The sequence below is a fragment of the Roseateles sp. YR242 genome, assembly GCF_900109745.1.
Lineage (GTDB): Bacteria > Pseudomonadota > Gammaproteobacteria > Burkholderiales > Burkholderiaceae_C > Roseateles.
Window position 1 is genome coordinate 219748 of record NZ_FOAV01000004.1, and the last position, 26222, is coordinate 245969.

Annotated in this window: 17 protein-coding genes; 6 read left to right on the forward strand and 11 right to left on the reverse strand. The window is 66.3% G+C overall.

The window, feature by feature from the left end:
* Window positions 1-56: 56 nt before the first annotated feature.
* The 3 genes from BMY53_RS10610 (at window position 57) to BMY53_RS10620 (ending at window position 5315) form a co-directional block, all read left to right on the forward strand.
* A complete protein-coding gene (locus tag BMY53_RS10610; RefSeq protein WP_092946306.1) occupies window positions 57-986 on the forward strand; it encodes a response regulator in 930 nt (309 codons plus the stop codon).
* A gap of 148 nt (window positions 987-1134) precedes the next feature.
* Entirely contained in the window at window positions 1135-2457 is a 1323-nt protein-coding gene (locus BMY53_RS10615; RefSeq protein WP_092946308.1) for a class I SAM-dependent methyltransferase, read from the forward strand.
* Window positions 2458-2744: 287 nt separating this feature from the next.
* Window positions 2745-5315 carry a membrane-bound PQQ-dependent dehydrogenase, glucose/quinate/shikimate family gene (locus BMY53_RS10620; protein ID WP_092946310.1) on the forward strand — a complete coding sequence of 857 codons (2571 nt, stop codon included), beginning with the start codon at window positions 2745-2747 and terminating at the stop codon, window positions 5313-5315.
* Window positions 5316-5327: 12 nt separating this feature from the next.
* Here the strand turns inward: BMY53_RS10620 and BMY53_RS10625 are convergent, their stop codons facing one another.
* The 10 genes from BMY53_RS10625 to BMY53_RS10670 form a co-directional block, all read right to left on the reverse strand.
* Window positions 5328-8474, reverse strand: a complete 3147-nt coding sequence (locus BMY53_RS10625) for a hypothetical protein (protein ID WP_143074025.1) — start codon at window positions 8472-8474, stop codon at window positions 5328-5330.
* 542 nt (window positions 8475-9016) lie between these two features.
* On the reverse strand, window positions 9017-11218 hold the full coding sequence (locus BMY53_RS10630) for a prolyl oligopeptidase family serine peptidase (protein ID WP_092946314.1): 2202 nt from the start codon (window positions 11216-11218) through the stop codon (window positions 9017-9019).
* 227 nt (window positions 11219-11445) lie between these two features.
* A complete protein-coding gene (locus BMY53_RS10635; protein ID WP_092946316.1) occupies window positions 11446-12474 on the reverse strand; it encodes a porin in 1029 nt (342 codons plus the stop codon).
* A gap of 135 nt (window positions 12475-12609) precedes the next feature.
* A complete protein-coding gene (locus tag BMY53_RS10640; protein WP_092946318.1) occupies window positions 12610-13395 on the reverse strand; it encodes an ABC transporter permease in 786 nt (261 codons plus the stop codon).
* Entirely contained in the window at window positions 13392-14297 is a 906-nt protein-coding gene (locus tag BMY53_RS10645; RefSeq protein WP_092946320.1) for an ATP-binding cassette domain-containing protein, read from the reverse strand. The genes BMY53_RS10640 and BMY53_RS10645 overlap by 4 nt, the downstream gene beginning before the upstream one ends.
* A 5-nt stretch (window positions 14298-14302) precedes the next feature.
* On the reverse strand, window positions 14303-15364 hold the full coding sequence (locus BMY53_RS10650) for an ABC transporter substrate-binding protein (protein ID WP_092946322.1): 1062 nt from the start codon (window positions 15362-15364) through the stop codon (window positions 14303-14305).
* A gap of 292 nt (window positions 15365-15656) precedes the next feature.
* Window positions 15657-16901 carry a M20 family metallopeptidase gene (locus BMY53_RS10655; RefSeq protein ID WP_092946324.1) on the reverse strand — a complete coding sequence of 415 codons (1245 nt, stop codon included), beginning with the start codon at window positions 16899-16901 and terminating at the stop codon, window positions 15657-15659.
* 4 nt (window positions 16902-16905) lie between these two features.
* Entirely contained in the window at window positions 16906-18693 is a 1788-nt protein-coding gene (gene uraD / locus BMY53_RS10660) for a 2-oxo-4-hydroxy-4-carboxy-5-ureidoimidazoline decarboxylase (protein ID WP_092946326.1), read from the reverse strand.
* 49 nt (window positions 18694-18742) lie between these two features.
* Window positions 18743-19717, reverse strand: a complete 975-nt coding sequence (puuE, locus tag BMY53_RS10665; protein WP_092946328.1) for an allantoinase PuuE — start codon at window positions 19715-19717, stop codon at window positions 18743-18745.
* Window positions 19718-19786: 69 nt separating this feature from the next.
* Window positions 19787-20509 (reverse strand): GntR family transcriptional regulator, encoded by a 723-nt coding sequence (locus BMY53_RS10670; protein ID WP_092946330.1) that lies wholly within the window; start codon window positions 20507-20509, stop codon window positions 19787-19789.
* A gap of 67 nt (window positions 20510-20576) precedes the next feature.
* Here BMY53_RS10670 and uraH point away from each other — a divergent pair, with 67 nt between their 5' ends.
* From uraH to BMY53_RS10685, 3 genes are all read left to right on the forward strand, one after another.
* Window positions 20577-20933: a hydroxyisourate hydrolase gene (gene uraH / locus BMY53_RS10675; RefSeq protein WP_092946332.1), complete on the forward strand. Its 357-nt coding sequence runs from the start codon at window positions 20577-20579 to the stop codon at window positions 20931-20933.
* 14 nt (window positions 20934-20947) lie between these two features.
* Entirely contained in the window at window positions 20948-21751 is an 804-nt protein-coding gene (gene xdhC, locus BMY53_RS10680) for a xanthine dehydrogenase accessory protein XdhC (protein ID WP_092946334.1), read from the forward strand.
* A 288-nt stretch (window positions 21752-22039) separates the two neighbouring features.
* Complete coding sequence (locus tag BMY53_RS10685) at window positions 22040-23347, forward strand: urate hydroxylase PuuD (RefSeq protein ID WP_092946336.1); 1308 nt, start codon at window positions 22040-22042, stop codon at window positions 23345-23347.
* A gap of 641 nt (window positions 23348-23988) precedes the next feature.
* Here BMY53_RS10685 and BMY53_RS10690 read toward each other — a convergent pair.
* Window positions 23989-25920, reverse strand: a complete 1932-nt coding sequence (locus BMY53_RS10690) for a methyl-accepting chemotaxis protein (protein ID WP_092946338.1) — start codon at window positions 25918-25920, stop codon at window positions 23989-23991.
* Window positions 25921-26222 lie beyond the last annotated feature (302 nt).

Below are 26222 nucleotides of genomic sequence, written 5' to 3' on the forward strand. Positions count from 1 at the left end.
AATCTGCGCGTCGGACAGAGCCTCCCAAGCCCACTCCGCCCTCGCTGTACACAGACATGCCACCCTCCGCCGTCCGCATCTTGATCGTCCAGGCACTGTCGGTCCAGCCTTTGGCAGAGGTGCTGGAGGAGAGCGGTTATGAACTGCTGCGGGCCGGGGATGCCATGGCCGCCGTCGAAGGCCTGGCCGCGCAGCCACGGCTGATTCTGATGGACATGGAGCTGCCCGACCTGCCGGGCGATGCCCCGGTGGAACTGCTGCGCCGCCTGGCCGCCAGCGGCATTCCGGTCATGACCCTGAGCCGCCGCCAGGATGCCCAGCGCAGTGCTTCCCTGCTGGCCGCCGGTGCCAGCGACTGCCTGTTCAAGCCTGTCCGGCTGAGCGAGCTGCTGGCCCAGGTGGAACGCCGAATCCATCCCGCCGCCACGTCGCCAGCGCTGGAACCTCAGCGGCCCGTGGCCAGCATGACGGTGCGCGAACGCGACGGGCACTGCAACTGGCAGACCCCACAGGCCCGCGCGCTGATGCTCCAGTACTTCCCGGCCCCCTGGGCGGACCATGCCCGCCTGCCGCCAGAAGTGCTGGCCTGGCTGCACCGGGAAGCACTGCGCCGCCGTGCGGGCGCCGTCCCCGCAGGCCTGACGGTGGCCCCCCGCGCGGGCCAGTTGCGGCAGCGGCTGAGTTTCAACCTGATGCCGGCCGACCCGGTGGTGATCGGTGACGGGCACTGGCTGATGGTGCTGCATGAGGCGGACGAAGCCGCCCTGGTGGCCCGCCTGGCCAAATCGCTGGGCCTGCCGCTGGCCGATGCAGAACTGCTGTATTGGACCTTGGGGGAACCCACGCCGCGCCAGCAGGTGCATCAACTGGGACTGAGCGAAGCGGCCTACCAGGCACAGATGCGGGGCTTGTGCGAGCGACTGGGGGTGAACGACCCGGCACAGGCCGTGGTCCGGGCCCGGGCTGTGCTGGCCCGGGACGCTTGAGCCGGGGCATGCGGCCTCTCTCCGGCCTCTCTTCGTCCTCTCTTCGGCCCCTCAGGCATCTCCGTCCCCCACGGCCCCTACAGCCCCTACGGCGGCCCGTCCGGCCTGTTTCCGCGACAATCCAGGATTGGCCTTCCCCCGTGTCCCGATGTTCAGCTCCCTCGTATCCCCGGCTCCCGACGACCGTGCCGCCCCCGATGAGCGCGAGCGCTTCCTGCGCCTGCTCAGCACCGCCGTGGCCGAGCGCCGCCTGCAGCGGCTGCTGCTGAGCAAGTACCAGGGCGAGGGCGACGTGGAGCGCCTGACGGTGCGGCTGATCGAGCTGCGCGGGGAAGCGGCGCTGAGCTTCCTCTGGCGTCACGCCACCAAGGACATCACCCGCAACCACACGCTGGAGGCGGGCGTGGCCGAGATCACCACGCTGCTGGGCCAGTCGTTCGGCCAGGCCAATCTCGATACCGAGGCCCAGGAGGTGCAGTTGCGCTTCAGCCGCAAGGGCAAACCGCTGCTGCATGTCACCCGGCGGCCAGACGCCGAGCGGCCTGTTGCCGAGGGTTCCGGCCCGCAAGACGATCGAACCGAAGCCCAGTCTCCCGAGCCTTCCGTGGCCGGCGGCCATGACCGTGAGAAGCCGCGCGCCCTGTCGCTGGGCAGCCCGTTCTGGCGAGAACTCGGCGTCACGCACGAGGTCAAGGGGCGGGTGGACCTGGTGCCTGCGATGGCGCGCAAGTGGAAGCAGATCAACAAGTTCATCGAAATATTCGGGGCGGCGGTCCGCCATGCCGGCCTCTCGGCACCTGGCACGCCGGTGCGCCTGGCTGACTTCGGTTCCGGCAAGGGTTACCTGACCTTCGCCATGCACGACTACCTGCAATCGGTCGGCCTGGCGCCGGACGTGCAGGGCGTGGAACTGCGCCAGGACATGGTCACGCTGGGCAATGATGCGGTGAAGCGCCACACGTTGAAGGGGCTGCGTTTTGAACAGGGCGATGTGCGCCAGCGCGAGGACATCCGTCTGGACGTGATGGTCGCCCTGCATGCCTGTGACATCGCCACCGATTACGCCATGCATGTGGGCCTGCGCAGCGGTGCGCGCATCATCATGTGCGCGCCCTGCTGCCACAAGGAAGTCAGGCCGCAGATCCGGACACCGGCCGCGCTGCGCCCGCTGCTGCAGCATGGCATCCACCTGGGCCAGGAAGCGGAGATGGTGACCGATTCGGTCCGTGCGCTGCTGCTGGAGCTGATGGGGTATGACACCCAGGTGATCGAATTCATCGCCCTGGAGCACACCAGCAAGAACAAGATGGTGCTGGCGGTGAAGCGCCCGCAAGGACTGACCGCTGCCCGCCGCGCCGAACTCCTGGCGCAACTGCACGAGATCAAGCAGTTCTACGGCCTGCGCCAGCAGACGCTCGAGACCCTGTTGCGCGAGGACGGGCGGTTGGCAGACGAGTCGGCCGCAGGCTGAGGCTCTGCGGGCCCCTGGCGCAGCGCTTGCGCCACCCGTCATGGCACGCCCGCATGGCCGCTGCCTCATTCTTGAGCAGAGGAAGGTTTTCCTCGCTGGATCAAGGACTTGAAGCGTCCGACCTCAGCTTCTCCCACGACTTGTCCACAGCCGGCGGGGGTAACACGAGGCAGTGAAGCGATCACGGGGGCGAGATGTGCACAGGTGCGCGAGCGATGCGTGCCCCAAGGGCCGTGCAAGGGGAATGAAACTTGCCAACCGTCGGCATCGCCTCGATGGATTGCGCAATGGCCGCCCTGATCTCCCCTGTTCCCGCCCCGGTCCCGTTCCTGGCCCGCCTGTTTGGCGGGGCCTTGCTGATCCTGGGCTTCGTGCTCCTGGCGGTCGGTGGGCGGCTGGCCTCCCTGGGCGGCAGTTGGTATTACGCGCTCGCCGGCCTGTCGCTGGCGGTCATCGGCGGGCTGATGTGGGGGCGGTTGCGCGAGGCCTACCTGGCCTACGCCCTGTTCTTCTTCCTGAGTGTGGTGTGGGCCGTGTGGGAGGCCGGGTTGGACTGGTGGCCACTGGCCGCGCGGCTGGACCTGACCTGGATCATCGGCGCCCTGATGCTGGCGCTGCTGCCCTGGCTGCACCCCTCGGTGGCGGTGACGGACCCGCGGCGACTGCGCTGGAGCAGCCGCCCGACCCAGGCCCTCACCCTGTCGCTGCTGTCCTTCGTGGTGGTGGCGGTGATTTCCTGGACGCGTGACGTCCATGCCCTGGAGGGCGAAATGGCCGCCGGGGCCCCCGGGGCGGCCCCGGCGGCCAGCGCCGCCGCTGATGCGGTGCCTGCTGGTGAGTGGCATGCCTACGGGCGCACCGCATTTGGCCAGCGTTATTCGCCGCTGGACCAGATCACCCCGCAGAACGTCGCGAACCTGAGCCTCGCCTGGGAGTTCCATACCGGTGACAAGCGCGGCCGGCCGGGTGACCCGGAGGAGACCACCTTCGAGGTCACGCCGCTCAAGATCGGCCAACGCGTTTTCCTGTGCACGCCCCATCAGACCGTGCTGGCGCTCGATGCCACTACCGGCAAGGAACTGTGGCGCTACGACCCGCAGGTCCGAGGCGAACTGGCGTTGCAGCATCTGACCTGCCGCGGTCTCTCCTATCAACCGCCCGCCGGCAGCACCGCCGTGCCGGCCGCTGCGGCTGCCGCCAGTGGCTCTGACACGGCGCTGGCCGCACAGACGCCAGCGGCCAGCGCCACTGCCACTGCCACTGCCACTGCACCTGCACCTGCACCTGCACCTGCACCTGCACCTGCACCTGCACCTGCACCTGCACCGGCACCTGCCGACTGCCCCGCCAAGCTCTTCATGCCCACGGCGGACGCGCGCCTGATTGCGCTCAATCCGGACACCGGGAAGGTCTGCCAGGGCTTCGGCAAGGGCGGCGCCATTGATCTGTGGGCGGGCATGCCCAATGCCGATCCCGGTGCCTACTACGCCACCTCACCAGTCGTCGTCACCCGCCATCTGGTGATCGTGGGTGGCACGGTGCTGGACAACGCCTCCACCAAGGAACAGTCCGGTGTGATCCGCGCCTACGACATCGAGACCGGCGCGCTGGTGTGGAACTGGGACTCCGGCAACCCCGACGCCACCACGCCACTGCCGGCTGGCCAGACCTATACCGCCAACTCACCCAACAGCTGGTCGGTGGCCAGCGTGGACGAACAGCTGGGCCTGGTCTACCTGCCCATGGGCAACCAGCCGCCGGACCAGTGGGGCGGCAACCGCTCCGCGGCCGTGGAGCGGCATTCCTCTTCGGTCGTGGCGCTGGACATCGCCAGCGGCAAGCTGCGCTGGGTCTTCCAGACCGTTCACCACGACCTCTGGGATTACGACGTGCCGTCCCAACCCGTGCTGGTCGATCTGCATGTCAATGGCCAGGCCGTACCGGCCCTGGTGCAACCCACGAAGCAAGGCGAGCTCTTCGTGCTGGACCGGCGCAGTGGCCAGCCGGTGTTCCCGGTGCGCGAGGAGGCCGCGCCGCAGGGGGCCGCCACGGGGGACTTCACGGCCAAGACCCAACCGGTGTCTGCCATTTCGTTCGAACCGCCTCAACTGCGTGAACGCGACATGTGGGGCGCCACCATGCTGGACCAGCTATGGTGCCGCATTGCCTTCCATTCCCTGCGCTACGAAGGGCGATTCACCCCGCCCAGCACGCAGGGCTCACTGATCAACCCCGGCAACTTCGGCGTGTTCAACTGGGGCAGCATTGCGGTCGACCCGGTTCGCGGCATCGCCTTCACCACACCCGCCGTCCTGGCCTTTACCTCGCAGCTGGTGCCGCGCAAGGACGACACCAGCCTGCTGGTCCAGAACAAGGGCGAGCCCACGGGCAGCCTGCCGGCGCTCAATGAGAACTTCGGCGCGCCATTCGCGGCGAAGATGAAGCCCTTCGTGTCTCCGCTGGGCATTCCCTGCCAGGCGCCGCCGTGGGGCACGGTGGCGGGCGTGGACCTGAACACCGGCCGCATTGCCTGGCGCCACCGCAATGGCACGGTCCGGGATCTATCGCCGGTGCCGCTGCCCATCCGCATGGGGGTGCCCAGCCTGGGCGGGCCCTTGATGACGGCCAGTGGCGTGGCCTTCCTGTCGGGCAGCATGGACAACTATGTGCGTGCCTACGACGTGCGCAATGGCCGGCAACTGTGGGAAGACCGCCTGCCCGCTGGCGGGCAGGCCACGCCGATGACCTATCAAGATGCACAAGGCCGGCAGATGCTGCTGGTGGTCGCGGGTGGCCACGGATCCACCGGCACCAAGGCGGGAGATTCGGTCCGGGCGTATGTGCTCAAGGCGCCCTGAGCGCCCGGAAGGTCAGCTCCCCGCAACTGAAGGGATTGACGTTGGTTCACGTCCGCCAAGTTTCACTGAATCCAGACGCTGGTGCAGCGTCTGAGATTGCGCTTGTGTGATGAGATGCAGCTCGTGCGCGCGGTTGACCTCGCGACGCACCACGTCGATCCTGCTGGCGTCGTCGCGGAGGGCCAGCCCGTCCAGAATGTTGGGCAGGTCGTCTTCCGGCAGCAGCAGGCGCAGCCATTGCTCCCCCGTGATCAGGCCCGATTGCGTGGCCTCCAGGGTGGCCGCCAAGACGGTCTTCAGCAACTCCTGTTCCAGGGCTACTGCAGCGACGAAGAGCGCCGTGCCTTGGCTGACGCCACGGCCGTCCAGCAGCTTCAGCAAGGTGTCGGCTTCAAATACGCGGGTGCGGGCCTGGGTGATGAGCGCATGGAGGTAGGTGCGTACAGCGTCCAGGCGTCCGTTCTCGATGGCCCTGACCATGCCGGTGGCATACGAGTCTTGGGGATGAATCGCCGAAAGCAGGTCCTCAAGGGCCTTGGCGTCGATGATGTCCGCCCGCTTGGCATCACAGTACAACTGGACGTACTGTGCTGGGGCCTGCGGCGCCTCCGTCCACAGGTTCATGGCGGCGTATAGGGCGGGCGAGCTCTCGCTCGATCCGCCAAGACCACGCGCATCGAGCAAAACCTTGACGTGCGGCCGCTCAATGGCCCCTTTCTTTGCCAATTGCGTCAATAGTTCGAGCCACGGGGTCAGGCTGAAGCCGGCAAAGGGGTATTTCAGCGTGCCACGGGCGTAGGGAATATCGGAAGTGTTGGGCGCCATGAGCAGTCCTGCCACCGTGTCGGATTCCAGGCACCCCTTCTCTCTGGCCTTCAAGACGGCATCCGTCCATGCCTGCAGGCAACGTTCACCCGCGCCGCCCAGCATCAGCCACAGTCCGTACTCGCGTCGGGGCTGGGTGGGGGGCTGGCAGCTCAGTAGTCGGGCCAGGCACTCCGTATCGATCCAGCCGTCCGTCGTGGCGTCCACGGCCCGCGCCAGAAAAGTCCCGAGCGCATCCGCATTGTTTCTGCGCACTGCTTGGTATGTCGGCCCCCGCATCTTGGGCGAACCTCCTTCGCCGGCCAACATGAGGGCCACCTGCGATGGCATCAACAACTTCTCACGTCCAAGCGCGATCACAAGGTCGAAGAACCAACGGACGCAGGGTGCATGGTTACCGATCAGCGCACCCACACATCCCGCACCGACAAGGTTCTGTCCCAACGCTCGCTCCAGGACCTCGCCGCGCATTCCATGGTGGCGTGCCGCCTGAGTGAGATGGCGGCCGACCACTTCCAGCGCCGCCTTTTGACCTCGCATCATCGCCCCCTGCAGTGGCATCATGAGAAGTCGATGAAGCGCTTCGCTGTCGAGTCGGTTCCGGCTTCTGCCCTGGATCATCAGGGACAGCATCAGATCCAGCATATCGGCATCACCGGCCAACAACGCCACTGGCGCTAATTGCTTACCCTCCCTGGTGGTGAAGGCATCGGACAAGGACCCCGTCGCGGTATCGCCAAGGGAGGCCTGCAATTGGTCATGCCAATACCGGCAGATCGTCAGGTTGCCGCATTTCACCGCGAAAGCCAGGATGCTGGGGCCGTCTGCCAAGCGCACCCATTCGGCCGCAGACCGTGGACCGCCGCGCTCGACCAGTGCCTGGAGGACCTTGATTTCTCCCGTGGCTGTCGCGCCCCGCAGCAGCCTTTTCAAAGCCTGCTCGTCAATCTTGTGCGATCGAATCCAGGAAATCGCGCGTTCTGGACCCAGCCGTCGCAACAAGGTCTTGGCATGGCTGGCGAGTCCCAGCCAGCCTGGCTGGAAATCCATCAGGTGAGCGACGGGCCATGCCGACACCGCAGTGGCGGTGAGGCCGTTCAGCGGTGCGTGGCCGCTTTCCTGCCATTTCATGAAATGTCGCAGGCCCACGGTGTCGGTCGAGACATTCGAGATCGTCGAGTTACCCAGGTGCTCTTCCTCGATGTGGAAGATGCGGAAGTCGATATGGCGCAAACGCCAACGACTGTCCGGATCGTCGCCGCCTGTCATCAGATCGACCGACGGCTGATTCACCACCAGATTCAGCCGTTCCAACTCCCGCATCAAGTCCAGGGCCACCAGGGCGAGGTCTGAACGCCAACGCACCTCGCCGCTTGTCGGGTCTTCAGCGAGCAGGCTGTGCAGGGACACGCCGCTAAAGGTGGCGCCCAGCGCTGATGCCACCTTCAGGATTTCAGGCATCGCGGTATTCGGATCGATGGCGGCCGATGGCTTATTCAACTTCTGGCTCAGGGCATCAAGAAACCGGGCGTGGTAGTCCTCAGCCAAGTGGGCGGCGATGCTCACGGGGCGAAGCTTATCGAGCAGCAGCCCGACGCAGGCGCGCAACTGCGTTCCATTGACCAGGGTCGGCCCCTCACTCAGCGGGTCATGGAAATCAGCGCCCGGCAACATCAGTTCCAGCTTCAGCCGATTGACGACGTGCACTTCCATGTTTTCCGGCCACTTCGCGGCACCGGACGCATTGTTTTGCCGAACGAACCGCTGCAGAAACGCATCCACTTTTTGCTTCAACACCGCCAGGAACTGCCCATGCAGGCCGCCCTCGATCTGGTCCAACGCCGAGGCTGCCTCGATGAAGGCCGGCCCCGTTGACCTGCAGAACTGCAACTGGTCTGCCAGGGTATCCAGGGTCGCCTTGCGCAGGCGCAATTCGATGTCAGCCTGTTCCAGGCGCAAACAGAAGGTGTCCAAGCTTCGTTTGCCTACGCCATACAACATGGCGAGATGCTCCCCGAAATAGGGAGTGCCTTCCCCGTCCAGCAGCCGGGCACGGAATACCGCCAAGTTGTTGACGATCGTGGCTGCGGCCGTGCTGGTGAAATGCTGCCGCGCGAACTGCTCGCACTGTTGGAGCCGCGCCAGGAACTGGTCCCGCACTTGCTTGAACCTGTCGGATCGGTGGAAGTCCTCGAACGACTCAGGCTCGGCCGATAGATCCCCCATGAAAGATTGCCAGTCCGCTGGCGGATCTGCCGGGCCGGCGGCCGCGGGGAGTGGATTGAATGCGGTGGCGGTGTAGAGACCCTGCGCCTGCGCGACGAATGGGGGCATGCTGGGCTGGAACATAAACGCCTGAGTCGCCGCTGAGGCGTGCCGCGTTGATCCCCCCTATTAACTCGAATTCAAGGTCTCGCCGACCTGTTGTTGCAGGTTCCTCCCGAAAGAGCAGCGATGCCGGTGGGGCATGTCGCCCGTCCCGGGCAGAAAAAAGCCCAGCTCGCCGGAGCGAGCTGGGCAAGAGCGCTGGACGCCGCCTGGACATCTGCAAGCGTGCAGATGTGGGGCTGCGGCGTGGCGAATGCTGCGCACGGGCGCCGGACCGGGCGACCCGTGCAGGGGCCGCGTCCAGGGCGCGTTTGAAGGGGTGATGCTCAGGCCGGTCCGGCGAATCGAGTGACTGCCGGCTGCCCTGCCGCGAGCGGCCATCTGCCCCCGGGACGCCCCGGTGGGGTGGGCGTGGTGGGGGAGCTGGCGGCGGTGCGGCGTGTCTTCATGCTTCGCATCTTCGCCGCGCCTGACGCGGCTGTCCGGGAGAGAACCGGGAGCAAATCCGGCCAAACAAGTGGCCGGATTTCCGGTCTATTTCCGCACGATCAGCGGACCTCCATGCCGAAGGTATGCGCGATGAAGGCCAGGATGTCGGCCCGCTCCTCGATGATCTTGGAGGTGGGCTTGCCGGCGCCGTGGCCGGCCTGCGTCTCGATGCGGATCAGCTTGGGCGCGGCGCCGGTATTGGCGGCCTGCAGCGTGGCGGTGTATTTGAAGCTGTGGGCCGGGACCACGCGGTCGTCATGGTCGCCAGTGGTCACCAGTACGGCCGGGTAGCGCTTGCCGCTCTGGATGGTGTGCAGCGGCGAGTACTTGATCAGCCACTGGAAGTCCTCCGCGTTGTCCGACGTGCCGTAGTCCGACACCCAGGCCCAGCCGATGGTGAACTTCTGGAAGCGCAGCATGTCCATCACGCCGACCTGGGGCACCGCAGCACCGAACAGGTCCGGGCGCTGGTTGACCACCGCCCCCACCAGCAGGCCGCCGTTGGAGCCACCGTTGATGGCCAGGCGGGACGGCTGGGTGTACTTGTTGTCCACCAGCCATTCGCCCGCTGCAATGAAGTCATCAAAGACATTCTGCTTGCGGGCCTTGGTGCCGGCCTCATGCCAGGCCGCACCATATTCGCCGCCGCCGCGCAGCACCGCCAGCACATAGACACCGCCCATCTTCATCCAGGTGGCGGCGGTGACATTGAAGCCGGGCGTCATCGGCACGTTGAAGCCGCCGTAGGCATACAGCAGGGTCGGGTTGCTGCCGTCAAGCTTCAAGCCCTTGCGATGGGCAATGAAGATGGGCAGGCGGGTGCCGTCCTTGCTGGTGACGAAGGCCCGCTTCATCTCGAACTGGTCGCCCTGGAAGGCGGTCTTGGGCCGCTTGAACAGTTCGGTCTTGCCGCTGGCCGCATCCAGGCGATGGATCTCGCCGGGCGAGGTCAGGCTGGTGAAGCTGAAGAAGGTCTCGCTGTCCTGCCACTTGCCACCGAAGCCGGCGGCGGTGCCGATGCCGGGCAGGCGGATGTCGCGCAGGTGTTTGCCGTTGGCGCCGTACTCGCGCACCAGGGTGGACGCGTCTGCCAGGTAGCTCAGCAGCAGGCGGCCACCCACCCCGTTGGCGCTGACCATGGCTTCCTTGCCTTCCGGCACCAGGGTGGTCCAGGCCTTGGTGTCCGGAACAGCCCAGTCCTTGCCCAGGTCCACCGCGATCAGGCGGCCCTTCGGCGCGTCCTTGTCGGTCTTGAGGATGAGGCGCTGGCCGTCCAGCACCACCGGCAGGTATTCCGCATCGAACGCCAGGGTCAGGGGCACGGGCTTGGCGCCGGCATAAGCCCCCTTGTCATCCAGCGGCAGCAGCATCAGGCCGTTCTTGCGGCCGGAGCCGGTCCAGATGTTGATGATGGCCAGCCGGCCGTCATCAGTCACATCCGCGCCGAAGCCCCATTGCTTCTCTTCCTGGTTCTGGGCCACCAGCACGTCGTCGGCCTGGGCGGTACCCAGGCGGTGGTAGTAGAGCTTCTGGAAGTAGTTGGCGCCGGTCATGGCCTCGCCGGCCTTGGGCGCGTCATAGGCGGCGTAGAAGAAGCCCTTGCCGTCCGGCGTCCAGGAGGCGGTGGAGAACTTCACCCATTCGATGGTGTCGGGAAGGTCCTGGCCGGTCTGCAGGTCGCGGACCTTCCAGGTCTGCCAGTCGGAGCCGGCGCCGGCAATGCCGTAGGCCAGCAGCTTGCCGTCACGCGAGATGGCGGTGCCGGACAGGGCCACGGTGCCGTCCTTGGACAGCGTGTTGGGGTCCAGGGCAATCTGTGGCGTGTCCTTCAGCGTGCGGGCGGTGTAGAGCACCGCCTGCTGCTGCAGGCCGTCATTGCGGGTCCAGAAGTAGCGGCCCCCTTCCTTGAAGGGCACACCGAATTTCTCGAAGTTGTAGAGCTCGGTGTAGAGCTTGCGCGTGGGCAGGCGCTGCGGCATGGCCTGCAGGAAGCGGTCGGTCACCGCATTCTGGGCCTGGACCCAGGCCTTGGTCTCGGGGCTGTTGTCGTCCTCCAGCCAACGGTAGGGGTCCTGGACGACCGTGCCGTGATAGGCGTCGGACTGCTCGACCTTGCGGGTGGCGGGATAGGTCAGCGGCGGCGTGGTGGCGGCGCTGCTGGTGTTGCCGGCACCGGCGGCTGGCGGGGTCTGGGCCGTGGCCGTGACGCTGGCGCACAGGCCCAGCACGAGGGCGGCGCCCAGCGAAAGACGGGAAGTCATGAGGCGAAACTCCTGGGAGTCGGTAAGACACCACCCACCACAGGGCTTGTGGCCTGCCGTGGTGGGCGCAGTGGGGGCATTGTGCCCAGTCCTGCCCGGAGTGGCTTCGGTCACTCAGGGGAACTACCGAGGTTCCTCAGCACCACCCCGCGATGTCTCCCGAAGTGTCTCCTGCAGTGTGCTGCCATCCTCGCAGTCCCCCGCAGTCCCCGTGCGTGCTCGGGACCTCAGAACCGGTGGCGGATACCCACCGAGTAGCTGTAGCCGTTGCCGTTGGTGATGCCTTCAACCTTGTCGCTCATGGCCACGACATAGGCATCGGTCCGCTTGGACAGCGAGTGGTCATAACCGACGGTGATGGTCTTGCGCTTGCCACCGGCGCTGGGCGAGATCTGGCCGTACTGGGCCAGCACCTTGCCGTTGCCCACAGGCACGGCCACGCCGGCTTCGTAGAGCTTGTAGTCGATGTTCCGGGTCGTGTTGTCCACCTTGGCGTACTGGCCGAAAAGCTTCACCACGGAGAGGTCGTAGGAGACGCTGCCCAGCCAGGCGGTGGTGTCGTCCACCGCCGTGGTGCCGTTGTTCTTGCCCACCTTCTGGTAGACCAGAGACCCGGCCAGCGGCCCACCATCCGACCAGCCGCCACCCAGCCCGGTGTTGCGCCCGCCGGAGCCCTCACCGGCGGCCACAAAGGCCGTGCCGACGAAGCCGCCGCCGATCAGTGGGGTGGTGTAGAGCGCCGAGTCGCTCCAGCCCGAGTCCCCGGTCACGGTGTTGCTGCTGAAGACGTGGCGGATGCTGGGCGAATAACCAAAGGAATCGCCGAAGGGGTTGAAACTGAGCGTGGCCACGAACAGCGGCGTGGTGTTGCGGCCGAGCTTGAGGCTGCCCCACTCCTTGCTGGCCAGGCCCACCCAGGCGTTGCGGGCCCAGAAGGAGTCACCGGTGAAGCGGCCATTCAGGCCGCCATCGGCCCGCAGGAAGCTGTCCAGCTGGAAGATGGCACTGAGGCCGCCGCCCAGGTCCTCGCTGCCCTTGAAGCCGATGAAGCTCGTGGTCATCTTGCCGCTGTCCACGTTCTTGATCGAATCCGCCGTACCGGCCGTGCGGCTGGCGCCGATGCTCACGTCGACGAGGCCATACAGCGAGACGCTGCTCTGTGCGAAGGCGGGTGAGCCGGCCAGTGCCAGCACCAGCAGCGCCGACGGCGTGCCCAGGGCCGCCCTTGCGGTCAGCGACAGGGTCTTGTGGGTCATGAAGTAGCTCCGTGTTTCTTGAATCAATGTTGGAGGGAATTGCAAACTGCAAAGGGGAATATCCCTGCCCGGATCAGGCGCGTGCACGGGGCTCCCGGGAGGGAGGCGCAAGCGGGATGGAAGGAGGGTGGCCGCTCATGACGACTGCCCCCGGTGTGCCCAGCCGGTGAGGCGACGCTCGAGCCAGGCGAAGAGTTCATACATGACCATGGCCATCGCGCCCACCACGACCAGGCCGGCGAACGCCAGTCCCATCTGCATGGAGGAGCCGGCGGAGACCAGCAGGTAGCCGATGCCTTCGTTGGCGGCGGTCATCTCCGAGACCGTGGTGCCGACAAAGGCCAGGGTGATGGACACCTTCAGCGCGCCGAAGAAGAACGGCATGGCGCGGGGGAGCCCCACCTTGAGCAGCACATCCCGGCGGCGGGCGCCCAGCACACGCAGCACGTCCTCCAGCTCCGGTTCCAGCGTGGCCAGGCCGGTGGCGATATTGACCATGATGGGGAAGAAGCTGATGAGGAAGGCGGTCAGGATGGCCGGCCCGGCGCCAATGCCGAACCACACCACCAGCACCGGCACGAAGGCCGCCTTGGGCAGGGCGTTGAAGGCCGTGGTCAACGGATACATCGCGTCATAGGCCAGCCGGGAACTGCCCATCAGGCAGCCCAGCAGCACCCCCACCACGATGGACAGGCCAAAGCCCACCATCGTCACCCAGAAGCTGCGCCAGGCATGGGCGAGGATGGTGGCATGGTGTTCCCAGAGCTGATCGGCGATGCGCCAGGGGCTGGGGAAGATGAACTCGGAGACGTCGAAGAGCCCGCACAGGCATTGCCACACCAGCAGGATGCTGACGAGCAGCAGCCAATGCACGTGGCGGCGCAGGAAGCGGCGGCCGCGATGGGGTGGGGCGGCGCTCATGGGCTGACCTCCATGGCGGGTTTCTTCAGCGCACCGATGTGGCTGCGCAACTCCTGCACGATCTCGCCGAAGGCTGGCGTGTAGGTGAGGTCCAGGTCCCGGGGCCGAGGCAGCGGCACCTCGCGGCGCAGCACGATGCGGCCGGGGCTTCTGCTCATCACATAGATGGTGTCGGCCAGGAAGACCGACTCGCGCAGGTCGTGGGTGACGAGGATCACGTTGAACCCCTGCGACGCCTGCAGGTCCCTCAGGATGCACCAGAGCTCCTCGCGGGTGAAGGCATCCAGCGCACCGAAGGGTTCGTCCAGGAGCAGCAGTTGCGGCTCATGGATCAATGCGCGGCAGATGCTGGCGCGCTGCTGCATGCCGCCGGAGAGTTGCCACGGAAACTTGTCTTCATAACCGGCCAGGCCAACACGGGCCAACAGGGTTCGCGCACGCGCCTCGAATTCGGCACGGCGTGACTTGAGCTGCGAACGGTAGGGCTCGACGATCTCCAGCGGCAGCATCACGTTGGCCAGGGTGGTGCGCCATGGCAGCAGCGAGGCGGACTGGAAGGCCATGCCGCTGATCTTCAGCGGGCCATGCACGGTACGGCCATCCACACGGATCTCGCCGCGCGACGGCGCCTTCAAGCCGGTGCTGAGCTTCATGAAGGTGGATTTGCCGCAGCCCGACGGCCCGACGATGGCGATGAATTCACCCCGGGCCACCTTCAGGTCGATGGCTTCGACGGCATAGTGGCCCTGGGCTTCCAGCGTCGGGTTGTAGGCGAGCCAGACATCGCGGAATTCCACGAAGGGGGCCGGCGCCGCAGGCGCCTCCTGCGTGGTGGCAGGCGCCTCCTGCGTGGCCGCAGGCGCCTCCTGCGTGGCCGGGGCTTGGGGCGTGGAAGACGGCATGGGGCTCACTTCTTCGCGGGCGTAGGCAGGGCCAGCTCTGCGGCGGAAGGCAGGAAGCTGTCGTTCCACACGGCGGCGGGGTCCACGCGCGTCTTGGTGCCATAGGTGTCGGAGACCTGGCTGGCCATCAGCGACAGGCGCGGCGCGGCGACACGGCCGAAGCCTTCAGCACGTGCGTCGGCGGTATTGATGGCCGCATCGATGGCCATGTGCAGGCGGCGCTTTTCCAGATCGACATTGATGATGCCGTCGCGCTCCTTCACATAGGCAATGGCGTCGTCAGGCTTGCTCATCACCTCGCGGGCACCGCGTGCAAAGGCGCGCAGGAAGGCCTTGATGGCTTCCGGATGCTCCTTGACCATGCGGGGCGAGGCGATGATGGCGTTGCCATAGAGCTTCACGCCGTTGTCGGGGTAGGGCAGGACCACCACGTCCGCCGCCTTGACACCGCGGGCTTCCAGGCCGAGCAGGGAGGTGAAGGAGAAGCCGGTGATGGCGTCCACGTCACCCCGGGCGAGCATGGTCTCGCGCAGCGGTGGGTCCATGCTGATCCAGGTGACGGGGCCCAGCTTGTTGGCGCGCGCCAGCAGCGGGAAGCCACGGCGGCCGGCATCGAAGACCGGTGCGCCCAGCTTCTTGCCTGTCAGGTCCGCCACGGTCTTGATGCCGCTCTTCTTCAGCGCCAGCACGGCGGCGGGCGAGCTGTTGTAGACCATCATCACGGCGACCGGCTTGTTGGGGGCATCCGGGTTGTTGGCGTGGAATTCCATCAAGGCGGCCATGTCGGCGAAGCCGAGGTCATAGGCGCCGGAGGCCACGCGCGTCACTGCACCGCCCGAGCCGTTGCCGGCATCCACGCTCACATCGAGCTTCTCGTTCTTGAAGTAGCCCTTGGCGGCGGGCAGCAGGAACAGGGCGGAGGGACCTTCGAAGCGCCAGTCCAACTGGAACTTGATTGGCGTGGTCTGGGCCTGGACCAGGCCGTGGCCAAGCAGGGCGCTGCTTGCCAGGGCGCTGGTGAGCAGGGCGCGGACGATCCAGTGGCGGCGGGGGAAGCGGGCAGTCATTGATGTGTCTCCAGGGGCAGTCAGGGGCGTGAGCGGCGGCTGTGTCGAGGGCGCTGCTCAGGCGGACAACGGGCAGACAAATCGCAAGGTCTATGCCAATGGAGAGAGGCGCTTTTCGGCAATCCCCAAATCGTTTGCGGCAACCGCTTGGGGCAGGCAGTTTTGAATACAGGCACCGCGCTGGGTTGTATACAGTTTGAGCATCCCTCTTTTGGTGCGCTGGCGGCTGCGCAAATGAAAACGCCCGGTCGGTGCCGGGCGTCGTGGGGGGAGGGGAGTCGTCGGTGATCGGTCAGGGGGCCTTCAGCAAGTCGAACAGCGTGCGGGCCACTACCTGGGTGGCGCGCTTCAGATCGGCCAGTTCGACGCGTTCGTCCGACCGTTTGGCATGGGATTCCAGGACGGTGCGCGGGCCCGCGCCATAGATCGCGGCGGGGATGCCGTGCTCCCCATACAGGCGCACGTCGGTATACAAGGGCGTGCCGGAGGTGGGAATGGGTTCACCGAAGACGGCCTCGCCATGGCGTTGCAGCGCCTGCACCAGTGGCTGGTTGCCCGGCAATGGCTGCAGTGCGTGGGCCAGCAGCAGCCGGCGGATATCCACGGTGATGCCCGGCACGCTGGCGGCAGCGTGGGCGATGACGTCGCGGATCTCCTGCTCCACCGCCACCGGGTCTTCCTCCGGGATCATGCGGCGGTCCAGTTTCAGCACCACCTTGCCGGGAACGACATTGGTGTTGGTGCCGCCTTCGATACGGCCCACGTTGAGGTAGGGATGCGTGATGCCGGCCACCTGAGAGGTGGTGCCACGGTAGACCGCATTGCGCGCGTAAAGTGCCTGGAGCAGCACCACCGCGCCCTGCAACGCGTCCACGCCGGTATCGGGGATGGCGGCGTGTGCCATCTTGCCTTGGACCGTCACTTCCATTTGCAAGCAGCCATTGTGGGCGGTGACCACCTGGTAGCTGAAGCCCGCAGCGAGCAGCAGGTCCGGCTTCGTGAGGCCCTGGCGGAGCAGCCAGCCGGGGCCGAATTCGCCGCCGAATTCCTCGTCGTAGGTGAAGTGCAGCTCCACGCCGCCGCGCAGGGGCAGCCCGAGTGACTCGAGTGCGCGCAGAGCGAAGGTGTAGGTGGCGAAGTCACTCTTGCTGACCGCCGAGGCGCGGCCATAGAGGCGGCCGTCGGCCACCTCGGCGCCGTAGGGGTCGTGGGTCCAGCCTTCGCCGGGGGGCACCACGTCGCCGTGGGCATTGAGGGCGACCACGGGGCCGCCATCGGCATAACGTCGGCGCACGATCAGGTTGGTCAGCGAGCTGAGGCCGTATTGGCGCACTTCGTCTTCGGGCACCGGGTAGCGCTCGGCTTCCAGGCCCATGCCGGCCAGCAGCTCGGCGGTGCGCTCTGCATGCGGGGCATTGTTGCCCGGCGGCGTGTCGGTGGGCACGCGGACCAGGGCCTGGAGGTAGGCCACCTCGTCGTCGAAATTCGCCTCGACCCAGGCGTCCAGGGCTTGGTAGTGAGTGTCGTGGAGCGTCATGGCTTCAAAGCCCTTCCAGCAGCGTCAGGAAGGCCTGTACGCAGAGTTCGGTGTCGTCGGTGGTGACCGACTCCAGGGGGTTGTGGCTGATGCCCAGGTTGAGGCCGCGCTGGAACAGCATGGCCTGCGGCATCAGTTCGTGCAGCTTCATCGCGTCATGGCCCGCGCCCGAGGGCATGCGGTGCGCGGGCAGGCCCAGCGCCAGGACTGCGGCTTCCCAGCGCTGCTGCCACGCAGGCGCGCTCGGGGCTGCCGCAGCGGTCATGGTGCGTTGCAGCTGGATGCTCACGCCGCGCCGTTGGGCGATGGTCTCCAGGGCGGCGCGCACGTCGGTGTCGAGGGCGTCGCGGGCCTGATCGGTGGTGGCGCGCAGGTCCAGGCTGAACAGGCAGCGGCCGGGGATCACGTTCATGGAGCCGGCGGGTACCTGCAACTGGCCCACGGTGCCGACCACGTCGGGCACGGCCGCGGCCCGCTCTTCCACGTACAGGATCAGCTCGGCCACGGCGGCGGCGGCGTCACGGCGGCGGTCCATCGGCGTGGTGCCGGCGTGGGCGGCCAGGCCGCGCACCTCGCCCAGGTAGCGCACGCTGCCGTTGATGGAGGTGACGACCCCCAGCGGCAGGTCCAGTTCGCAGAGCACCGGCCCCTGTTCAATGTGGACTTCGACGAAGCCGAGATAACGGGCGGGATCGCGATGAAGCGCGCGGATGGCGTCCATGGTGGCGGGCAGACCGGCTTGCTGCATGGCCTCCCGCATGGTGACGCCGTCGGCGTCGCGCTGCTCCAGCCAGGCGGGGTCGAAATGGCCGGTCAGGGCGCTGGAGCCGATGAAGGTGGCCTGATAGCGCTGGCCTTCCTCTTCCGCAAAGCCGATGACCTCGATCCCGTGGGGCAAGCGCCGCCCCTGGCGATGCAGTTCGCGGACGCAGGCCATGGGCACGAGGATGCCGAGGCGGCCGTCGTACTTGCCGCCGTTGCGCACCGTGTCGTAGTGGCTGCCGGTGAGCAGTCGCGGCGTATCGGGGGCGCTGCCGTGATAGACACCGACCACGTTGCCGACAGCGTCGAGCGAGACCTCGTCGAAGCCAGACTCACGCATCCACGTCATCAGTTGAGCTGCGGCGGCCTGGTGTGCCGGCGTCAGGTAGGTGACGGTCAACTGGCCCTGCTCGGCGAAGCCGGGGTCCGAGAAGCGGGCGAGCGCCTCGGCCCAATCCCAGACCTGTTCGCCCAGCGCGGGGGTGATGCCGAACTTGTCGTTCAGCCGGATCTCGGCGATGCGATGGATGTTGCGCAGGCATTCCGCCCGTTCCACATCCGGATGGCCCAGCAGGCGGCGGGCAAAGGTGTCGATGATCTGCTGGCGCGACAGGCCCAGGCCACGCGGCCCGCGGACTGCCAGGATGAAGGGCCAGCCGAAGCGGGCGTTGTAGTCGGCGTTCAACTGCTGCAGGCGGCTGAATTCCTCCGGCGTGCAATGGGTCAGGCCGGCCTTGCTTTGCTCGTGGGTGGATTCGGCGGTGAGGCGCTGGTCCACCATCGCCTTGCCCGCCAGTTCCGGGTGGGCGCGGATCAGGCCGAGCTGTTCGTCGACCGTGGCGATGCGGACCACCTCGGCCAGGGCCAGCTTCAGTGCAGCGGCGCTCGGGAAGCCACCTGCGGGGCGGCGTTCATGGGCTCGGGCGGCGATCCACGGGGAATGCTCGTAGACCCCGTCCAGCGCGGCGACAAAGGCCTCACGGCTGGCGGTGGCCAGCGAGGCCAGGGTGAGGGAGGGGATGGTGCTCATCGTGTCGGCAGGTGGTCGCGGTTCCGGAGGCGGAGGGGGTAGGGGAGCGTCACCCCCAGACAAACGCCGTGGACGGATCGAAGGGATAGGTCTGGCGCCAGTGGCGGGCGATGTCCACCCGGCGGGTGATCCAGACGCGGTCGTGTTTCTCGATGTGGTCCAGGAACCGCTGCAGCGCGCGCATGCGGCCGGGGCGGCCCAGCAGCCGGCAGTGCATGCCGATACTCATCATCTTCGGCGCCTCCGCGCCTTCGGCATAGAGCACGTCGAAGCTGTCGCGCAGGTACTCGAAGAACTCGTCGCCATGGCTGAAACCTTGCGGCAGGGCAAAGCGCATGTCGTTGCAGTCCAACGTGTAGGGCACCACCAGATGGGGGGCGAGCGTGCCGTCGGTCTTGCGCACCTGCAGCCAGAAGGGCAAGTCGTCGCCGTAGTAGTCGCTGTCGTACTCGAAGCCACCGTAGTCCGCGACGAGGCGGCGTGTGTGCGGGCTGTCGCGACCGGTGTACCAGCCGCAGGGGCGTTCCCCGGTGAGGCGCTGGATGATGTCCATGCCGATGTCCATGTGCTGGCGCTCGATGGCCTCGTCCAGGCCCTGGTAGTGGATCCAGCGCCAGCCGTGGCAGGCAATCTCGTGATTGAGCTGGACAAAGGCCTGGGTCAGTTCCGGATGGCGCTCCAGCGCCATGGACACGCCGAACACGGTCAGGGGCAGGGCGCGTTTCTCGAACTCCCGCAGCAGACGCCACACGCCGGTGCGCGAGCCGTATTCGTAAATGCCCTCCATGCTCAGGTGCCGGGCCGGGTAGGCGGCCGGGTTGAACATCTCGGAGAGGAACTGCTCACTGCCGGCGTCGCCATGCAGCACCGAGTTCTCGCCACCTTCCTCGTAGTTGAGGACGAACTGCACGGCGATACGGGCCTGGCCGGGCCACTGGGCGTGCGGCGGGTGTTCACCGTAGCCGACGAGGTCGCGCGGATAGGCCGGCGAGGTGGGGGCGAGGCGTGGGGCGGGCGGCGTCATGATGGTGGCGGCGTGGGTGGCGGCTTGGGGTGGCGGTAGGTTGACGGAGGGCGTCGGCGGGGGCCTGTGTCAACGTGGGCTCTTGCGCGGCATCTGCAGCACGGCCTTGAGGTCTTGCACACGCGGGTTGAGGCGCAGGTTGGCTTCCACATTGCCCAGGTGGGCGTCCAGCAGCTTCAGCACCGCGCGCTTGTCCCGGGCTTCCAGGGCATCCACGATGGCCTCGTGTTCGGCCTGGGACTCGGCGGCCGAGTGGGAGCTCTGGTACATGAGCGCGATCAGCGAGCTGCGCGACAGCAGGTCGGTGAGGATCTGGGCCAGCACCGAATTGCCCTGCATGCGGGCCAGCACCACATGGAAGTCGGCCAGCAGCCGGGTGCGGCCCGGCACATCGGTGCGGGTGATGGCCTCACGTTCCTGCTTCAGGTGGCTGCGCAACTGGCGCACCTGGGTGGCGGTGATGTGCTGGCACAGGTCGGCCAGCATGGCGGCTTCCAGCATCTTGCGCACCTCGAAGACCTGGCGGGCTTCTTCCACGCTGGGTTGGGCGACGAAGGCGCCGCGTGCTGGCTCCAGCTTCACCAGGCGGTCCCGGCTGAGCTGGTTCAGTGCTTGCCGCACGAGGGTGCGGGAGCAATCGAAGATGTCCGCGATCTGCTGTTCCACCAGCTTGGTGCCGGGCATGAGCCGACGCTCCACGATGGCCTGGGTGATGGCCGTGGTGATTTGCTCGGTCACGGAGCTGCCGGCAGCCAGGTCGGCCGCAGCGGGCTGGAAGGGGGACTCGCTCATTGTGCTCCGGAGTGTATACACTTTGGCCCATTCACCAATCTCCGCGCGACAAAGCGCCAGACACCCGATGGGAAAGCTCACCACTCATGTGCTGGACACCATGCATGGCACGCCCGCGTCGGGCATGTCGGTCCAGTTGTTCCGGCTTGATGGGGCTGGCGGGCCGGTGCTGGTGCGGGCGCTGCGGCTGAATGCGGACGGGCGGGCGGATGGGCCATTGCTGGAAGGTGAGACCTTGACGGCGGGGCGGTACCGCCTGGTGTTTGGCGTGGCGGCCTACTTTGACAGCCGTGGGGTGGTGTTGCCGCAACCGCCGTTCCTGGACGAGGTGCCGTTGGACTTCGGCATTGCCGACGTCTCGGCGCACTATCACGTGCCATTGCTGGCCAGCCCGTGGTCGTATTCGACCTACCGGGGCAGTTGAGCGGCAGCCGGTCCATGCGTTCCTGGCAGACCTTGGCGCTTCGCCTGGCAAAAGCCCCGGCGGTGCTGGTGCGGGTGGACCAGGTGGAAGGGAGCGGGCCGCGGGAGGTGGGGGCCTGGATGGCGGTGACGCCGTCGGACCTGGTCGGCACCATTGGTGGCGGTCAGCTGGAATTTGACGCCACGGCCCGGGCGCGTGCGGCCTTGGCGGCGGGCCGGGTTCTGGAGCCGCGGCAGCGTTTTGCGCTGGGGCCCAGTCTGGGGCAGTGCTGCGGCGGTGTGGTGTGGCTGACCTTCGAGTGGCTGGATGCCAGTGCCATTGCCGGGCTGGGGGAGCGTCTGGGCAACCAGCAGGGCTGGCGGCCGGTGGTCTTGTTCGGTGGCGGGCATGTGGGTCATGCCATTGTGGCCTTGCTGGCGCGTCTGCCGGCCCGGGTGCATTGGATCGACAGCCGTGAGGGGGTGTTTCCCGAGCCCTTGCCGGACAACGTCCGCGCGGAGCAGTCCGAACCGGTGCAGGGGGCGGTGGGTTCGCTGGCGCCGGGTGCGCGGGTGCTGATCATGAGTTTCAGCCATGCGGAGGATCTGGACATCCTGGCGGCGTGCTTGCGGCGGCAGCGGGTGGCGAACGACCTGGCATCCATTGGCCTGATCGGCAGCAAGAGCAAGTGGGCCACCTTCCGGCACCGTCTGGAAGCGCGCGGGTTCACCGAGGAAGAACTCTCCCGTGTGATCTGCCCCATCGGTGTTCCGGGCATCCAGGGCAAGCAGCCGGAGATGGTGGCGTTGGCGGTGGTGGCGCAGGTGATGCAGGGCTGACGCGGTCCGTCCGTCTGGTCCGGATGTTTTCTGACGGCTGTGCGGGTTGGTACGTGCGGTCGCCGCCCGCTGATGTGCTTGTGGCGCGACGTCCTGGGGATCGCCCGGGGGTATTGCGGGGTAGCACCTGCGCATAGCTGTATACACTTTGGTCACGTCGCCGCGGCGCCCAGAACACATGGGGGACCTCCGCATCATCGCTGCATGATGCTGGCGGGTTTCCTGGCGCGACGTTCAGCCGGATCACAGCGCCCGCAGTGGTGGTCCGGTCCTTGTTGAATGTGTCTGATGGACAGCTATTTGCTTGACTGGGCCAACCTGCTGCTGCGCTGGCTGCATGTGATTGTGGCCATTGCCTGGATCGGGGCCTCCTTTTACTTCGTCTGGTTGGACAACCATCTGGTGAAGCCGGAGGCGGGGGACTTGCGGGCCAAGGGGGTGGACGGCGAGCTGTGGGCGGTGCATGGCGGGGGCTTCTACAACCCGCAGAAGTACATGGTGGCGCCGGGTCACCTGCCGCAGCATCTGCACTGGTTCTACTGGGAGAGTTACTGGACGTGGATGAGTGGCTTTGCGCTGTTTGCGTTGCTGTATCTCTTCAATGCCCACACCTATCTGATCGACAAGCGGGTGCACGACTGGAGTGCCCCGGCGGCGGTAACGGGGGCCTTGTGTTTTCTGGCGGGTGGCTGGCTGCTGTATGACCAGATCTGCCGGCGTTTTGGTCGCAAGGCTGACGGCAGCATTGGTAATGATGGGGTGGTGCTGGGTTTGGTGGCGGCGGTGATCGTGGTGGCGGCGTGGGGGGCGAGTCAGCTCTTTGCGGGCCGGGCGGCCTTTCTGATTGTGGGCGCAATGATCGCCACGATGATGAGCGCCAACGTCTTCTTCTGGATCATTCCGGGGCAGAAGCAGGTGATCGAGGACATGCGGGCGGGCCGGCCGGTGAATCCGGTGTTTGGGCAGCGGGGCAAGCAGCGGAGCGTGCACAACACCTATTTCACGCTGCCGGTGCTGATTGCGATGCTTTCCAATCACTACGGGATGCTTTACAGCCATTCCTGGAACTGGCTGGTGCTGGTGGCGCTGATGTTGGTGGGGGCCTTGGTGCGGACCTGGTTCGTGAAGCGTCACAAGGGGGTGAATGCGTGGCCCTTGCTGGTGATGGTGGCGGTCTTGCTGGTGGCGCTGATCGTGGCGTTGGCACCTGTCGGGATGGCGGGCAATGGGACGGTTGATGCGCCGGTGGCGGCGACCTCTCTGAATGCTTCTTCGACCTCTGCTTCGACCTCTGCTTTGAGCTCTTCTTCGAGTTCTGCTGCCGCCTCTGGCACTGCGCCAACGAGTGCTCCAGCCACACAGGGACCACCCACTTTCGAGCAAGTGCACCACATCGTGCAGGACCGCTGCCAGGCTTGCCACAACGCAGCCCTCGCGCCCAAACGGATCCAGCTCCACACACCGGAACTGATCGAACAGCATGCGCAGGAGATCTATCAGCAGGCGGTGGTCCAAAAGTCCATGCCGCTGAACAACGCCACTGGCATCACCGACGAAGAACGAGCTGTTCTTGGACGCTGGTTCCAGGCGCGTTGACGGGGCTGGTGGCGTCGCTGATTGTTCTTTGCCCGCGCCGGAAAGCGCCAGGCCGGGGGGCATTTGCTCCATGTCCCCCGCCCGCTCCGCGGGCTCCTCCTAATACTTACGCAAATGCCCCCCGGCCTGTCACTTTCCGAACCCAGGACTTCAACGACTTGACTGCGGCGGGCCGAGACCTTCTCGCACCGAAGCGCCCGTCCCCATCCCGTGACGAATCGAAGTGATTGGTCAGGCGCTGATTCCCTGGCGGAAGTACTCAGTCGGGAAGCGGCGATCCGGTGCCCTTCTCCGTAAGTATTAGCACCGTCCCCATACGTGACGAATCGAAGTGATGGTGGTCAGGCGCTGATTCTCTGGTGGGAGTACTCGGTCGGGAAGCGACGATCCGGTGCCCTTTTCCGTAAGTATTAGGAGGAGCCCCGGAGGGGCGGGGGAGCGACCTCGGACATAAACAGTCCAGTGGACTGTTTATGCCTAGGGAGCGCCAGGGCCACTGGCCCTGGCATGGAGGAAAAGGGTGCCGGATCGTCGCTTCCACCGTGGGTCAGAGAAGGTATTCCACCCCGACGCGCAGACAAAAAAAGGACCGCAGAGCGCGGTCCTTTTCTCATTGAGAGAGAGAGCCAGCCAGACCGGTATCAGACCCGGAAGCGCCCGACCTGTTCAACCAGGCGATGCGCCTGCTCCCGAAGGCTTTCGGCCGCTGCCGTGCTTTCCTCCACCAGGGCGGCGTTCTGCTGTGTCCCCTGATCCAACTGAGCGACAGCGCCGTTGATCCGGGTCACACCCTGAGCCTGTTCATGCGAGGCGGTCGAGATCTCGCCAATGATGTCGGTCACCCGCCGCACGCTGCTCACGATCGCCTGCATCGCCGCACCGGTATCGCTCACCAGACGGGCGCCCGACTCCACGCGTTCACCACTGGCCGTGATCAGACCCTTGATCTGCTTGGCCGCCTCAGCGCTGCGCTGCGCCAGATGGCGAACCTCGGAGGCCACCACCGCAAACCCGCGGCCTTGCTCACCAGCCCGTGCGGCTTCCACCGCCGCATTCAGCGCCAGGATGTTGGTCTGGAACGCGATCGAATCGATGGTGCCGATGATGTCGCTGATCTGCCGGCTTGCCTGGCTGATCTCCTCCATCGTGCTCACCACCTGCTGCACCACCACGCCACCACGCTGCGCCGCCTGGTCGGACTCACCCACCAGCTGATGCGCCTGCTGCGTCGAGGCGGCTGTCTGGCTCATCGAGCCCGCCAGCTCCTCCAGCGCCGAAGCCGTTTCCTGCAGATGGCTCGCGGACTGCTCCGTCCGTGCGGACAGATCGCGGCTGCCGGCAGCCACTTCAGCGCTGGCCGTGCCAATGCTGTCGCTGGCATGGCGCACCTCGGTAATGGTGCGAGCCAATTGCTGACGCATCTGCTCCACACCGGCTGCCAGCGCGCCCATATCGTCCTGCTGGCTCACACGCACCGGCTGCGTCAGATCGCCGGCAGCCACTGCAGCCACCGCATTGTTCAGTTGCACCATCGGCAAACCCACCCAGCGGCCCAGCAGCCAGGTAATGCCCAGACCCAGCAGCACCACCGCCAGGCCCATCAGGCCCCACAGCGCCCACAGGGTGTTGTAGTGCGAGGCCAGCGCCGTTGACCGCGAGGCTTCGGCCACCACCCACCAGCCCGTCGCCTTGGAGCGCTGCGCCACGGCGAAAGCGTCCTTGTGGTTGGTGTTGTAGACCGCCGTGACGTCTTCCAGCACGCCGTCCTTGTCCTCGGCCAGACGCTTGACCAACTGCTCGGCCTGGTCAGCCTTGATCACCTCAGCCAGCTTCTTGCCCTTGGAAGTCGGGTGACCACGCAACTGCGCTTCCTCCGCCGACTTGCCCGGATCCAGCAGATACAAGCCACCCGTCTCGAACAGCTTCACCGCACCTGCGAGCTGCACCAGCTCATCCTGCAGGCCACGCATGTCAAACCCGATGAACAGGATGCCGACGATCTTGCCAGCCGCATTCTTCACCGGCGTGTAGCGCGTCATGTAAGGCACGCCGAACAGCGTGGCCGGGCCGACATAAGTCTCGCCAGCGTTGACCTTTGCATACGCGGTGCCGGCTGTGTCCAGCAGCGTTCCCATCGCACGCGAGCCATCCTGCTTTTTCAGCGAGGTGGTGACACGGATGAAGTCCGTCCCCTTCTTGGCAAAGATGGTGGCCACGCCACCCGTGCGGCGTGTAAAGCGGTCCGGCAAGTCCAGGTTGCCATTGATCTTGTGACCGTCGTGCGAAAGCTCGCCCTCCGCGTCCAGCACGAACTGGCCGTCCGGCAGGTCACTGGCCAGCACGTCGTACAGACGGTTGGCCGAGTCCCGGGCCGTGCGGTCCAGGGCGTCCGCCACACGGGCCACCGACGAAGCCTCGCTCGCCATGTAGTCCGTCGTGCGTTGCCGTGCCTGATTGGTCAGCACCCACGAGAGTGCGCCACAGATCACCACCAACATGACGGCAATGGCAAAACTGGCCAAAAGAGATACACGACGGGCAACCGTCGTACGGACTGGATTCTGTTGATTCATGGCAGGCGAGCACCGACTGGGTGCGTGGCAGGACTGGGGGGACCGACGTTGTCTCTCCCGCGCCTATGGAGGTGTTTTGTTGGCGCAGGTCAAACTGTAGGGCCCGTTGAGCGAATAGCGGTTACCCTGCCCCTCAAATGCAGGGGGATAACCTCTTGCTATTCGAGTTCTACGTGAAGTAATGCGCGGCTCCGAGACAGCGCTACCCCGTCATTGATTGAATCGCTGTTCGCCCAATTATGTCGTCTGTGTGTTTCGTCTGGTTTTGCCATCGCCCACGCGAGGAAAAGCCTGCGGGGTCG

Excerpts from the sequence above, each read along its gene's own strand:
- BMY53_RS10610 (WP_092946306.1), top strand. The coding sequence starts at position 57 with ATGCCACCCTCCGCCGTCCGCATCTTGATCGTCCAGGCACTGTCGGTC.
- puuE (WP_092946328.1), bottom strand. The coding sequence starts at position 19,717 with ATGACGCCGCCCGCCCCACGCCTCGCCCCCACCTCGCCGGCCTATCCG.
- uraH (WP_092946332.1), top strand. The coding sequence starts at position 20,577 with ATGGGAAAGCTCACCACTCATGTGCTGGACACCATGCATGGCACGCCC.
- BMY53_RS10690 (WP_092946338.1), bottom strand. The coding sequence starts at position 25,920 with ATGAATCAACAGAATCCAGTCCGTACGACGGTTGCCCGTCGTGTATCT.
- xdhC (WP_092946334.1), top strand. The coding sequence starts at position 20,948 with ATGCGTTCCTGGCAGACCTTGGCGCTTCGCCTGGCAAAAGCCCCGGCG.
- BMY53_RS10620 (WP_092946310.1), top strand. The coding sequence starts at position 2,745 with ATGGCCGCCCTGATCTCCCCTGTTCCCGCCCCGGTCCCGTTCCTGGCC.
- BMY53_RS10615 (WP_092946308.1), top strand. The coding sequence starts at position 1,135 with ATGTTCAGCTCCCTCGTATCCCCGGCTCCCGACGACCGTGCCGCCCCC.
- BMY53_RS10650 (WP_092946322.1), bottom strand. The coding sequence starts at position 15,364 with ATGACTGCCCGCTTCCCCCGCCGCCACTGGATCGTCCGCGCCCTGCTC.
- BMY53_RS10685 (WP_092946336.1), top strand. The coding sequence starts at position 22,040 with ATGGACAGCTATTTGCTTGACTGGGCCAACCTGCTGCTGCGCTGGCTG.
- BMY53_RS10640 (WP_092946318.1), bottom strand. The coding sequence starts at position 13,395 with ATGAGCGCCGCCCCACCCCATCGCGGCCGCCGCTTCCTGCGCCGCCAC.
- BMY53_RS10625 (WP_143074025.1), bottom strand. The coding sequence starts at position 8,474 with ATGCCCCCATTCGTCGCGCAGGCGCAGGGTCTCTACACCGCCACCGCA.
- BMY53_RS10635 (WP_092946316.1), bottom strand. The coding sequence starts at position 12,474 with ATGACCCACAAGACCCTGTCGCTGACCGCAAGGGCGGCCCTGGGCACG.
- uraD (WP_092946326.1), bottom strand. The coding sequence starts at position 18,693 with ATGAGCACCATCCCCTCCCTCACCCTGGCCTCGCTGGCCACCGCCAGC.
- BMY53_RS10645 (WP_092946320.1), bottom strand. The coding sequence starts at position 14,297 with ATGCCGTCTTCCACGCCCCAAGCCCCGGCCACGCAGGAGGCGCCTGCG.
- BMY53_RS10630 (WP_092946314.1), bottom strand. The coding sequence starts at position 11,218 with ATGACTTCCCGTCTTTCGCTGGGCGCCGCCCTCGTGCTGGGCCTGTGC.
- BMY53_RS10655 (WP_092946324.1), bottom strand. The coding sequence starts at position 16,901 with ATGACGCTCCACGACACTCACTACCAAGCCCTGGACGCCTGGGTCGAG.
- BMY53_RS10670 (WP_092946330.1), bottom strand. The coding sequence starts at position 20,509 with ATGAGCGAGTCCCCCTTCCAGCCCGCTGCGGCCGACCTGGCTGCCGGC.